The sequence below is a fragment of the Prauserella sp. PE36 genome (assembly GCF_003311655.1).
Lineage (GTDB): Bacteria > Actinomycetota > Actinomycetes > Mycobacteriales > Pseudonocardiaceae > Prauserella_A > Prauserella_A endophytica.
Genome location: NZ_QEQT01000097.1, coordinates 1 through 12,493, shown reverse-complemented (window position 1 = coordinate 12,493; position 12,493 = coordinate 1). Strand labels below are relative to the sequence as shown.

At 60.3% G+C, this 12,493-nt stretch carries 13 protein-coding genes; 4 read left to right on the top strand and 9 right to left on the bottom strand.

Annotation, left to right across the window (positions count from 1 at the left end; genetic code table 11):
- Positions 1–25: 25 nt before the first annotated feature.
- Together DI005_RS38045 and DI005_RS30535 are read right to left on the bottom strand one after the other, a co-directional pair.
- A complete protein-coding gene (locus tag DI005_RS38045) occupies positions 26–496 on the bottom strand; it encodes a nuclear transport factor 2 family protein (RefSeq protein WP_137096200.1) in 471 nt (156 codons plus the stop codon).
- Positions 489–1,556 carry an NAD(P)-dependent oxidoreductase gene (locus tag DI005_RS30535; RefSeq protein WP_113644457.1) on the bottom strand — a complete coding sequence of 356 codons (1,068 nt, stop codon included), beginning with the start codon at positions 1,554–1,556 and terminating at the stop codon, positions 489–491. The genes DI005_RS38045 and DI005_RS30535 overlap by 8 nt, the downstream gene beginning before the upstream one ends.
- Before the next feature lie 122 nt (positions 1,557–1,678).
- Between DI005_RS30535 and DI005_RS30530 the strand changes: the two genes are divergently transcribed.
- The 4 genes from DI005_RS30530 to DI005_RS30515 are packed head-to-tail and all read left to right on the top strand — an operon-like array spanning position 1,679 to position 5,437.
- On the top strand, positions 1,679–2,626 hold the full coding sequence (locus DI005_RS30530; protein ID WP_113644456.1) for a succinylglutamate desuccinylase/aspartoacylase family protein: 948 nt from the start codon (positions 1,679–1,681) through the stop codon (positions 2,624–2,626).
- A 5-nt stretch (positions 2,627–2,631) separates the two neighbouring features.
- Complete coding sequence (locus tag DI005_RS30525; protein WP_158303171.1) at positions 2,632–3,756, top strand: pyridoxal-phosphate dependent enzyme; 1,125 nt, start codon at positions 2,632–2,634, stop codon at positions 3,754–3,756.
- A 41-nt stretch (positions 3,757–3,797) separates the two neighbouring features.
- Positions 3,798–4,667, top strand: a complete 870-nt coding sequence (locus DI005_RS30520; RefSeq protein ID WP_158303172.1) for an SMP-30/gluconolactonase/LRE family protein — start codon at positions 3,798–3,800, stop codon at positions 4,665–4,667.
- A 5-nt stretch (positions 4,668–4,672) separates the two neighbouring features.
- On the top strand, positions 4,673–5,437 hold the full coding sequence (locus DI005_RS30515; protein ID WP_113644454.1) for an SDR family NAD(P)-dependent oxidoreductase: 765 nt from the start codon (positions 4,673–4,675) through the stop codon (positions 5,435–5,437).
- Between the two features lie 21 nt (positions 5,438–5,458).
- Here DI005_RS30515 and DI005_RS30510 read toward each other — a convergent pair whose 3' ends face one another.
- From DI005_RS30510 to DI005_RS30485, 7 genes are all read right to left on the bottom strand, one after another.
- On the bottom strand, positions 5,459–6,031 hold the full coding sequence (locus DI005_RS30510; protein ID WP_113644453.1) for a nuclear transport factor 2 family protein: 573 nt from the start codon (positions 6,029–6,031) through the stop codon (positions 5,459–5,461).
- Entirely contained in the window at positions 6,000–6,443 is a 444-nt protein-coding gene (locus DI005_RS38040; protein WP_137096204.1) for a nuclear transport factor 2 family protein, read from the bottom strand. Before DI005_RS38040 ends, DI005_RS30510 begins: the two co-directional genes overlap by 32 nt.
- Positions 6,444–6,543: 100 nt before the next feature.
- The gene (locus tag DI005_RS39555) at positions 6,544–7,509 is read right to left on the bottom strand and encodes an ABC transporter ATP-binding protein (RefSeq protein WP_255565784.1); all 966 of its coding nucleotides are present in this window, start codon (positions 7,507–7,509) and stop codon (positions 6,544–6,546) included.
- Positions 7,510–7,544: 35 nt separating this feature from the next.
- A complete protein-coding gene (locus DI005_RS39785; RefSeq protein ID WP_369973634.1) occupies positions 7,545–8,360 on the bottom strand; it encodes an ABC transporter permease in 816 nt (271 codons plus the stop codon).
- Positions 8,361–8,419: 59 nt separating this feature from the next.
- Positions 8,420–9,469: an ABC transporter permease gene (locus DI005_RS38035; protein WP_137096206.1), complete on the bottom strand. Its 1,050-nt coding sequence runs from the start codon at positions 9,467–9,469 to the stop codon at positions 8,420–8,422.
- A gap of 19 nt (positions 9,470–9,488) precedes the next feature.
- Complete coding sequence (locus DI005_RS30490) at positions 9,489–11,105, bottom strand: ABC transporter substrate-binding protein (RefSeq protein WP_113644449.1); 1,617 nt, start codon at positions 11,103–11,105, stop codon at positions 9,489–9,491.
- Positions 11,106–11,535: 430 nt separating this feature from the next.
- Positions 11,536–12,442 (bottom strand): IS5 family transposase gene (locus tag DI005_RS30485; RefSeq protein ID WP_369973583.1). Its coding sequence is split into 2 segments (ribosomal slippage): positions 11,536–12,073 and positions 12,072–12,442, totalling 909 coding nucleotides; the frame shifts between segments, so codons are not numbered across the junction.
- Positions 12,443–12,493 lie beyond the last annotated feature (51 nt).

Genomic DNA, 12,493 nt, shown 5'->3' with positions numbered 1-12,493 from the left:
TCCACGGTTCAGGGATAATATCCATTCACTGAGAGAACTTACGCAGCCTGACGATCTCGTTCCCCTGAAAATCGAATATCGCGACAGCTTCCTTGTCCGGACCTGATGCCCCGCTCTTCTTGTCCACTGAACACTCAGACCACAGCACCACTACCCTGTCGCCTTGAGCGAAGTACTCCAGACTCCTGGTGAGACGGATCTCTTCGGCCAGCATCGGATCGGAGAGGGATCCGAACAAGTCGGTTACGTAGCTCACGAGTTCCTGTTTTGAGCAGGTCGATCCGGAACTCGCAGGTGACGCGTATTCGAACACGACCTTTTCAGCCAACAGATCGAAGAATGGACGGTAGTCATCCAGGCTTCGTTCAGTGATCTTGGTGTCGAGATGGGACAAGGCTCTTCTTGCCAATTCAACTCGATCGACTAGCACGTCATTCATTGCCGTTGACCCCATCCATACGGTCGCCTGTACCGGGCTACCCACTTTGTCAGGCATCGCGCCACGTCGACGCGACGCCGCTTTCCGCCTCAGCCGGAATGAACTCGCCTCCGGACACACCCCGGCGTGCGGACTCGACCATGGCCCGATAGTCGTACCGTGGCTCATAGTCGAGACGCTGACGCGCGGCCGCGATGCTCAGCTCCAACCGGAACGTCATCGGCATTTCCACCATCCGTTTGGGGACACCGAAGGCTTTCGAGACCACCGAGGCCCCCTCCGCGTGCGAGGTGGGTTCCGCGGCAGCGATATTGAATGCGTGACCGAGAGCCCCCGGCGCTGTCATCGCCCGGTAGACACCTTGAACCGCGTCACGGACGTCGACCATGCTCAAGGTCCAGGGCGCACCGTCCGGGCCCGTCAGGCCCACCGCCGCGTCGGCGGGAACATCCCTGACAGCGGCTTCGTAGAGCTTCGCAAGATCGGGCTGGTTCTCGAACAATGGCCACAGATGGCTGTCCTTGCCCATCGACTGCCACTGGAGGATGGAGCGCCAGAAGCCGGCACGGAAGATGTTCGGCGCCTCTTCCGGACTCACCACGGTCGCGAACCGCACGATCGAGAACGGCAGGTCGAACTGCGCGGCGTGGTTTCGCAGGATGATCTCGCCGAGCAGCTTGGCCGTACCGTAGTAGTCTGCGGGTTCCTGGGGCGCACTCTCCGTCAGTGGCACGGCCGGCGGCGCCCCAGGACGGTACGTTCCGTCCGAACTAACCAGAACGAACCGCTCGATGTCACCACCGGCATGAACGACGCCTTCGAGCAGGCGCAACGTTCCGAAGGCGTTGACGTCGAAGAACCGGTCCACCGGAGTAGCACCCCGAACCAGTTGCGCGGCGAGGTGAACCACGTGGGACACGTCCTTGCACGCCGAGTCGATCGCCGCTTGATCGGCGAGATCCGCCTCGACAATCTGCACCTCGGCGAACCGGTCGAGCTTGCCGGCGTGCGGATCACCCGGCATCACCATGGCCCGCACGCCGTAGCCCTCTGCCAAGAGCCGTCGGACCATGTTCGCGCCTACGCGACCTGACGCACCCGTCACCAAAACCCGCATCAACGATCACCGCTCCTGAGTCGCTTCGCCTGCCTGCCGGGTTCCAAGTCGTTCTTGGGTTCGATCCCCAACACAGCTATAGTGAAATAGGCGTTTCGATATTGCAAGACTGCGGGAGGGCGATGCGCATGGCGGGGCCGGGCACAACCTCCCGAGAGGAATCGGTGCTCACCGGTGGAGCAGTACTGACCACCCTCCGTGGGCACCACGAAGGCCCGACGGTCGCCTTACTCGGCGGTGTTCACGGCGACGAGGACGAAGGCGTGCTGGCCGTGCTCCGACTGCTAGATGAGGTCTCGCGAGCGCCGCTTGCCGGAACTCTTCGAGCGGTCCCACGGGCCAACCCGGTCGCATGGGCGGCGCAGAGCAGGTTCAACCCGTTGGATGGGCAGAACCTGGCACGTTGCTTTCCGGGTGACGGTGACGAATCACCGACTTCCGCACTGGCCGCCGGCATCACGGAAGAGGTCATCACCGGTGCGGACCTCCTCGTCGACCTGCATTCGGCCGGATTGAACTACCAGATGCCACTGCTCTGCGGCTACACCGAGGACAACAGCGCGGCCGAGCAGTCCCGGCGGGCCGCGGTCGCCTTCGGCGCTCCCCTCATCTGGTCGCATCCGCGTACCGGACGGGGACGAAGCCTGTCCGTCGCCGCCGACCAAGGCATTCCGGCTGTCTACGCTGAGTGCACCGGGGGCGGAGCCGTGCGCAGCCGCGAGCTCGACACCTATGTTCGTGGCGTCCTCGGCATCATGGCCGAGATCGGAATGCTGCCGGAAACGTACCGGCCCGGAAGCGTGCTGGACGCCGCATGGGTGTACGGAGACGGCGACCTCGACGATGGCGCTCAGTCCAAGTACGACGGCTTGTTCACCGCCACGGTGGCAGCGGGAGCCGCTGTCGCTCACAACCAGGAGATCGGTCGGCTCTACGACTACCACGGCGGTCTGCTCGAGACCGTGCGTGCCTCCTACGACGGTGTCGTGATGTTCCTCCGGCACCGTGCCCGAACGTCGGTCGACGACGTGCTCTTCGTACTGGCCAGGACCAGCGCACACCAGGAGTGAACCAGGTGGAACCTCGCAGCCAAGGACTGAGCCGATTCGCAGCGGATCTTCCGGCCGTCGACGACTTCATCAGCCTCGGAGAGGGAAACACACCCCTGCTGTCCCTCCCGGTCCTCGCCAGGCAGCTCGGGATTGGTCAGCTGTCCGCGAAACTGGAGTCGCAGAATCCCACGGGCTCCTACAAGGACCGGGTCGCTACGATGTCGCTATCCCTGGCACGGCAACGAGGGCAGAACGGGTGGATAGCCACGTCGTCCGGCAACGCCGGGCTGTCGATGGCCGCCTATGGTACGCGGGCAGGGCTTCCCGGTTTCCTGTGTCTCGTCGCGTCGGCCCCCTTGGAGAAGCGCCAGCCCCTGATGCCGTACTCGATCGGCGTTGTCGCCGTCGAGGGAGTCGGGAGGCGTTCGAAAGCTTCCACCGACAACAGTCTCTTCGACCACGTTCGCTCGGCCGCGGAACGCCACGATCTGTACCTGGCGATCACCGCCCACGAGTTCAACCCCGAAGGAATGCGCGGCATCGACACCATCGCGTACGAACTCGTCGAGCAGGCGCCCGATGCCTCACATGTCTACGTTCCCACCGGCGGTGGGGGTCTGGCCACCGCCATCGGACGAGGGCTGCGGCACCGTGAGTCGGCGGCGAAAGTGGTCATCTGTCAGCCGAACGGGTGCTCGCCCATCGCCCGTCATCTCAACCACGAGATTCCGTCACCTGTCATCGAGACGTGCGAGAGCGAGATCTCGGCGCTGCAGATCCCACACCCACCCGACGGGGTCCCCGCGGCCAAGACCGTGCTCGATTCCGGAGGGTGGGCCACCGCGACGGAAGACGACGCGATCCTCGCCGCCCAACGGCGACTGGCGGAGACGGAAGGCGTGTTCGTGGAACCCGCGTCGGCCGCGTCCCTCGCCTGCCTCGAACGCGACGTCGCGGAGGCCCGCATCGGCTTCGACGCCCATGTAGTACTCATTCTGACCGGCGCGGGCTGGAAGGACCTGAGCCGCTTCGGCGCCGAAGCGGCCGCGATTCTCCCGGCCGAGCTCGACGAGGTCCCGGCATGCGTCGACGACTGGGCCGCGACCTCCATTCCGGGTTTTCGCCGCACGGATTTCGTAGCCCGCTGACTCGATCCCTGGAGGACCGATGCGCACGACTGGCAGGGCCCATGGTTAGGTCGACATCCGACTTCACGCTGCGAGCGGCGCCGGTCTCCGACTCGGTTTCCGGCCTCGGCGAATCGCCGCTGTGGGACCCCAACGCCGGGCTCCGCTGGCTCGACATCGCCGGTGACCGGCTCCACACCATCGACACCGACGGCCACGAGTCGTCGATCCCCCTCTCGCTGACCGCCACGGCCATCGAACTCGGTCCGGACTCCCACCTGTTCACCGTGACCCGGACCGGGTTCGGCTGGCTCGATCCCGGCACCGGACAGATCGCGCAGAAGGTGACGACCACGGAGGCCGATGGTGTCACGATGAACGACGCCGCGATCGACCCCCGCGGCAGGGCCTGGGCCGGGTCCGCAGTCATGGACGACAGCCGTCGAGGCGCTCTGTACCGCCTCGACGACCGTGGCGTGGCCACCCAGTTGCGCCGGCTGAGCATGTCGAACGGCATCGACTGGTCGCCGAGCGGCGACACGCTGTACCACGTCGACAGCACCGCTGGCACCGTCACCGCCTGGGACTACGATCTCGGCTCCGGCGAACTGGGGGCAGCTCGTGTTCTCCGTACCGTTCCGCGCGAGATCGGCCTTCCCGACGGGCTCGCCGTCGACGCGGAAGGTTCGATCTGGCTCGCGATCTGGGGCCCCGGGCAGGTGTGGCGTCTCGATCCGCGAACCGGCAAGGTCACGGCCACCGTGAACGTGCCGACTCCCTGCACGACGAGCTGCGCCTTCGGAGGGCCAGGCCTGTCCATTTTGTACATCACGACCGCGAACCACGAGCAACCGGAAGGCGGTGGTCTCCTGTACGCGGTCGAGGCACCCGTGACCGGCCGCTACGCCCACCGATTCGCCGGAGCCCTGTGAGAACGATGATGCATCGAACCGGAGTCGCACTCGTCACTGGAGCGTCACAAGGAATCGGAGCCGCGATCGCGCGGCGGCTAGCGGCGGACGGCGAGTTCGTCGCGATCAACAGCTACCCCGACGAGGACATGATCGCCGCCGCGAAGAACCTCGCCACGGACATCCAGAGTGCCGGCGGAAAAGCGACCGTACTGCCCGCCGACATCAGCGACCCGTCCTCGGTGGACACGATGTTCACCCAGTGCGAGCACGAGCTCGGGCCGGTCCGCTCACTAGTGCTCAACGCCGCCGCGACCGGCCGCTCTACGTGGCACGAGATCACCGAGGACGAGTGGGACCGGATCGCCGACGTCAATCTGAAGGGCCTCTTCCTGTGCTGCCGTCGAGCATTCACCAGGTCCGACCAGCCGGAGAACTCGGCGATCGTCACGGTCAGCAGCGTGCAGGCCAAGCTCGGCGCACCCAAATCCCTGCACTACGCGACGACCAAGGCGGGCATCATCGGGTTCACGCGGTCCCTCGCCGGTGCGCTCGGGCCTCGCGGCATCCGCGTCAACTGTGTGATGCCGGGCGCGATCCAAACCGAGGCCGAGATCGTGGCCTTCCCCGACCAGGAGCAGGTCGCCGAGATCATGTTCGCCAGCCAGATGCTGCATCGCAGGGGGAAGCCGGAAGACATCGCCAACGTCGTGAGCTTCCTACTCGGCGACGACAGTTCGTTCATGACGGGTCAGACGGTCTGCGTCGACGGCGGCTGGGTCCTGCTCTGAGCTTAGAGTTTCACGCACCGTTCAAGTCGACTCCGGAACGTGGCTCGACCAACCGACGCCAAGTTCCGACTCGATATAGTCATTCAAATTGGAGATGATCCTTATTTTGGTTATCAGTCCGTCCGCGAAGTCCATGACGACAGCATTCCAGTTATTACGCACAGTCTTCGCTGTTTTTGTGATGAAGTATCTCTCTTCGTTTATCATCACCACTCGGTCCCCACTAGCCAGGAACTCTAAGGGCTTCGCTACAGGGTCCTCGAGATCGACGTCAACGATGACATCTTGCTCCCAAGTCAGCATCTCTACCAAGGCTCGCTTACCACGGACCTCACCTGGGTAAGTCGGCAAACCTGGACACTTCGGGCCTTCATGAGACCAAACCACATCTTCTGCCAAGAGCTCAAAAAGTACCTCGTCGCCGTTACCCGAAGCCCTATAGGTAGAATTGATATAAAAGAACGACCACGCACGTAACGCAAGGCCGATATTAACTTGCTCACGAGTCCATCCGCCATTAAAATTGGTCGAACCATGGCCGTCCACGCCACGCAGAACCATTTCATTCTCCCCCCAACAGGAACCGATGGGCATCTACAAACTCCATCATTTCCCTAATACGCCTATCCCTAACCAGCAGACCGTCTGCGAACTCCAAAATTATTGCAAACGCCTTTCCTTCGACACGGCGCCCATTCGCCCTAATTCGGTAACTCTCACGCCCCAGGATTGCCACCTTATCCATCCCCCCTACAAACTCAACGCTTCCATCGACGCGCAGCTCATCGAAAAGCTCATGCAACCCTGACAAAAAGAATTCTTCAACGGCGGCTTTACCGTGGATGTAACGACGTAAGGGAGTTCCTGAGGGAACACCAAACTCTAACGATATGTCCGGAGCCAACAGATTCAAGTACGGCGCGTAAAAATCTGACTCTGAACCTCGCTGCAGATCAACACTCTCAAGAGTACAAAGTGCCTTCTTCGCCAGAATGTGTTCGCTCATACTCACTTCCCAGAACCGTTGCGATCGCCGTTGAACATGGGCGACATCACATACATCTATACGCGTCAATCTATCATCCCGACGCTCGCCGGCCCAGGGCTTAGTTTCGCCCAACCGATGCGGTTTTTGCATACGGGTGATGGCAAGCAAAATCGCGCCCCGGCTCCTCTTCAACTCTCGGGCGCACGGAACAAATCTCTGTAACTCGCTCGCACCTATCGCGGAACCGGCATCCTTCCAAAAACGATTCCGGGCGACGAACCTGCCCAGGAATAGACTTCAATTCGTCATCCCCTTCCTCCAGACTGACACTTGCGGACACGAGTCCAGCCGTATATGGATGTCGAGGATCCTGTAGCACTTCAGTAGTCAAGCCTGTCTCCACGATTTGGCCGGCATACATTATCGCAATTCTCTGCGTGAACTCCGACACTAAAGCTAAGTCGTGACTGATAAATAGCAACGCAAATCCAAGATTGCTTTGAAGATTAAGCAAAAGTTCCATTATTTGCGCCTGTACAGTGACATCGAGCGCGGTAGTCGGTTCGTCAGCCACCACAAGTCTAGGATTTCGCGCCAGTGCCAGCGCAATGAGCACCCTTTGCCTCTGGCCACCCGACAGTTGATACGGTTTAGCGCGTAAGATACGTCGAGTCTCACCGAGCCTTACTGACTCCAGAAGTTCTGCTGGCGTTGCCTCTGCCCCTGAGCGCTTGCAGACTTGCGTTAGTTGACTTCCTACGCTCATCCCAGGGTTCAAACTCGTCATCGCATCCTGGTATACAATCCCTATACCTTGCCCGCGTATGCTTCTACGCCGACTTTTACTCATCGACCTAACGTCTGTTCCGAGGAACTCGATGCGGCCGTTTGCGACTGCACTAGAAGGGAGCAGGTCCGAGACAGCCAAACCCAGAATAGACTTCCCGCAGCCTGATTCACCGACGATTGCTAGGCGCTCGCCCGAACCAATGGAGAGGTTAATGTTGTCCAATACGGAAACCGGCCCATAACGTCGAGGGAAACGAACCGACAAGTTCTCGATCTTGAGGATATCTTCTCCCATTAGTTCCCCCATTCGCACTCCGGTATCAACTCCGCTCATCGGGACCTCAACCGCCTGCCGATTGCGTCCGAAAACCTGTTTAGAAGTATCACAGTCAGAAGAATGGCGGCGCCGGGAAATAGCGAAACCCACCAGGCCCCTGATTCCAGAACCTCTTGCCCATCACGGATCATGTTTCCCCACGAGGGTGCCGGCTGCTTAGTTCCCGCACCAATAAATGAGAGTGCAGCTTCGGCAACTATCGCGTCCGCCATAACAAGCGTCGTATAGACCAGAACCGGGACTCCAGCGTTGATGCCCACATGGTAGCCGACCAGTCTCACTGGACGGGTACCAATGAGCCGTGCGGCTGTGACATAATCTTCACCGTACTCACTAAAGACAGCACCGCGAACTACTCGCGCCATAGGAGGGGTGTATATAATCGCTAGCACGATGATCGTCGTCGACATACTCGGACCGATCGCAGCGGCCAGCACGATCGCTAACAGGATGCCAGGAAATGCCAATGCGATCTCAGTGGTACGCATGACCAAGGTTCCAAGCCATTTTGGACCAGTGGCTGCGATTGCACCGAGGACTCCGCCTGCGATTAGCGCACCCAGTGCAGAAGTCAGCGCAACAAAGAGACTGATCCTCGCTCCATACAACACTCGCGTCGCGACATCGCGACCCGTTTGGTCTGTGCCGAATATATTCTCGGAACTCGGAGTGGCGAGCGGCTGTTCAGTACCGAGCTCTGTCGGGGACGTAGACACCAGGGCCGGCAGTACTAGCAGCACCAGCGCAGCTCCTAGTATAATTAGGAGCGACCAGATGGATAACGAACCCAGCTTTTTAGTCCGCAACATTGGAAAGTACCGATAGCGTCGACTGTCGGAAGTGCGTCGGCCCTGTGGCAACTTGAGCGTCATTCTGCTACCGCCTCTGCCGCACGAGGGTTCAAGAGTATATAGAGGACATCTACAACTAGATTTACCAGCACGAACACAAACGCCGAGACTATTGCAACCCCGCGCACTACACCGAGATCTCCTTGGTCCGCGCCTGACACAAGCAACGTACCCATGCCGGGAAGGTTGAAGACGGACTCAACCACGATTGCCCCGGACATCAACCCACCAATATAGAGCCCGAGTACCGTAATTGGTGAGATCAACGAGTTACGCAGCACGTTTCTCATCAAGATGGTCAACCATGGAATTCCCGCACCTTTCGCCGTCCGCACGTAGTCTTTCGCAAGCTCGTCGGCGACTGAAGCCCTAACGATACGAGTCATCGCAGCCGTAAAAGGAAGCGCCAAGACGGTCGCGGGTCCGATCATAGACGAAAACCAATACTTAACGCCGTCACCAATAGGAACATATCCACCGGATGGCAAAACGCCTAAAGCCACGGCAAACAGCTGGATGAACATGAGTCCGACCCAGAAGGGTGGCGCTGCCTGAAAGAGGGCAGCCAGACCTCCGATGGTCCTGTCAACCAGGCGACCATCGGTCTGAGCTGCTAGTACACCTAGGGCAAGCGATAGAACGACCGATATCACCGTGGCAAGTAGCATCAACTGCAACGTCACCGGCAATGCTGCACCAATCAACTGCGCCACCGGTTCAGGCCTGACGACTGAGCTGCCCAAATCGACGTGCAGGAGATTGACAATAAACCGCCAGAATCGTGCCCAAACTGGATCATCGAGCCCGTTCTCAGCGGCGAACCTGGCGCGAGCCTCCTCCGAGGCAAACAGGCCGAGGCTGGCCCTGGCAGGATCGTTCGGCGATAGGTCAACAATAAGGAAAACAAGTAAGATGACGCCGAAAAGTACAATAGGAGTAGTTGCAAGTCGCCGCCCAATAAATAGCCAGACTGCCGTTTTCTGACTTCGCCCAGCCGACCGGACATCTTGCGCCTCGTCGGAAACCGGATGATGCGTCCCCGGTAGGTAGTCTTTTGCCAAAGGCACTTCGCGCCCCTCCCTGGAACTACCCACTAACACCGTCAGGCAGGAATCCAGGCCCGGGGAGCGCTCGATACCCACTCAACGTGGAACGCCAAGCCGTCAGTTGCTTTACTCGGTGTAACGCAGCTATGGGCACTTCATCTTGAACGATATCCTGCACTTCCGACCATCGTTGTCTACGTTGTGTTTCGTCGTTCATCTCGATTGCCTCATCCAAGAGACGTTCTATCCGCGCCAATGCTGGCGCATTCCAATGCGCAAACTGCCTTGGCAGAGGACCGTAGAAGTGGAAGCGCAGTAGGAAGTCGATATCAGGCGATCCGGTAGATGCGTCCGAGTACCCAAGGAGAGCACTAAATCTCCCCTCTGGAACTCGCGCGTAGAGGCCCAAGCCTCCGGGAACCATGTTAGGGGAGAACCCGGCGTCTCGAAGGTTCTGTTCGATGATTGGCTGCTGAGATATCACGTAACTCTCATTGAAGATCAGGAAATCAATCGGCACAGGATCGGTGCCGTATCCGGCTTCCCTAATTAACTGCCGAGCTCGCGTGGGAGCGTACTTGTAGACCAGCTCAGGCCGCACATACTCTGGATGTTCCTCTGGTATCCAGCCCCCCCACGCAGGTTTAGCCAGACCAAAGAAACTCGTGCGCGTTATTGCATCGCGGTCGATCGCGTAACATACAGCTCGACGCATGCGTGCATCGCTGAAAGGCGGCTTTCCGCAGTTGAAGATCAGCGTGGTCGACCGGTAGCTATCGACAGCGGCTTCCTTGACTCCATGATCACCTTTTAGGGACTCATATGCCGTCGGCGGAACTTGCTCGATCACATCGAACTTGGCCGTTCGAAGTCCTGATATTCGAGCGTTTCCGTCTTCGACGATACTGATATCCAGCACTTCGTAGGTTTGATCTCGCGGACCTTTATATTCGTTGAATTTCTCGAGTCGTACGCTTTTTTCCGAGACAGCCGAAGTCACACGGTACGGACCCGAACCGACCGGCCTTAACTTCAGTTGCTCGGGAGGAACAGACCTCGACAAGACAGGGAACACCGAGAGTCGCTCGACAATTAGTGAAATAGGAACGCTGAGCTTGAACTCAACTTCATAGCGCCCAATGGACCTTACCTCTTCGAAAAGTTCAAAGAAGCGCGCTAGATCGATGTTCTCGGCCGGATCTTTGATGCGGTTGAGTGTGTACACTACATCGTCGGCGTCAAGATCTTCTCCGTTGTGAAATTTTCGATTCGCTTCCAATTTGACCTGGTACACACCTGGCGAGGTCTCCACAGGCATACCCTTAGCAAGCTCAGGCGAAATCTGAGCACGCGGTGGAAACGGATCGACGCGGTACAGACGCTCCGACCATAGATTGGCAATAGATTGCGTAGCCTCGAACTGTCCCGCAAGGGGGTCTAAGCTCGGAAACGCGTTGAATAGCGATACCGTCAGGGCTCCGCCCGAGGAGTTGGTCGCTTGCGGCGGTGCCCCAGCTGTGCAAGCCGACAAGAGCAGGCCACTAGAGCCAGCTACGGCAGCTCCAGCGCCGACACTCATTGCGTGCAGCAGGTTTCGGCGCGTGAAGAGCCTTGGCCAGATAGCCGCGAATCCGTCGTCTTCAGCCGTTGTCACCATGGCGAGACCTTCCCGAAGTGGAGCGTCGCACTGGTTGAAATGAGAGTTTCAAGAACGATACTGCCCGGCCCCGAGGCGGTCAATACCAGCGGACGCTGGCCGTGTAGCCCGCAGCAGCTTGAGATGAGGTACGCCTGATGAAGGAGCTGTGGTCGTCGGGTCCGGCATGACTGAGGCCCCAGTCGAAGGAATGATTTATTCGGGGTGTCACCGGGCCTGGTGGCCGTCGATCCTCGACCGGCGACCACACGCGACGGACGAACGAGACTGCACATAACCAGCAGGTTATGACGTGTTTCTGGGGTTGGACGTCGGCAAGTGCGCGCACCACGCCGTCGGTCTGGACATCAACGGCAAGCGACCCTCGACCCGGGGACCTGCCTAACGGCGAGCCGAAGTTGCGGGCTGGGTTCGCCTAGGTCGTGTCTCCTTATTGCCGAAGCCATAGGGTGATCGCGCGGAGGACGATGCCTCCTCGGTAGACGGCGGCGAGCTTGTCGTAGCGAGTGGCGATGCCGCGCCATTGCTTGTGGTCGTTGAAGGACCGTTCGATCACGTTGCGCCGCTTGTAGGTCAGGGCGTCGAACTCGGGTGGGCGGCCTCCGGCGGCGCCACGCCGTCTGCGGTGAGCAATCTGGTCTGCGGGCTGTGGGATCACGGTCTTGATGCCCCGGGCTCGCAGTCTGGCTCGAATCGCTCGGGATGAGTAGGCCTTGTCGCCGATCAAGGCCTCGGGGCGAGTGCGCGGCCGACCTGGACCGAGCCGTTTGACGGCCAGGTGGGACAGCAGCGGCGCGAGCATGGGGGAGTCACCGGCCTGGCCGGGTGTGAGTGCGATGACCAGCGGGCGGCCGCGGCCGTCGACGAGCTGGTGGATCTTGGTCGACATCCCGCCCCGCGAGCGTCCCAGCGCATGATCAAGCGGCTCGGCGCGTAGATCCTTGTAGTTCGGCTCAGCCCCCTGTGGGCCGCCGACCTGCGGGATGTTCGACCCGTCGCAGGGTGACCGCGTGCTGGTGGGCGCGGTTGATGGTGGAGTCGACCGACACCGTCCAGTCCACCCCGCCGGCGGCGTCAGCCTCAGCGACCAGCCGAGCGTGGATCTTATCCCAGGTCCCATCGGTCGAGAACCGCTTGTGCCGCTTCCACAGCGTCTGCCACGGTCCGAACGACTCAGGCAGGTCCCGCCACGCGATCCCGGTCCGGAATCGGTAGACGATCCCCTCGACCACCTGCCGGTGATCCCTAAACGGCCTGCCTCGCTGGCCATCCGAGGACGGCATCAGCGGCTCAATCCGAGCCCATTGAGCGTCAGTAAGCACCGCAAACCGTGACATGCGATCAACAATCCCAGCTCACACCGCAGATCTTTAGGAGACACGCCCTAG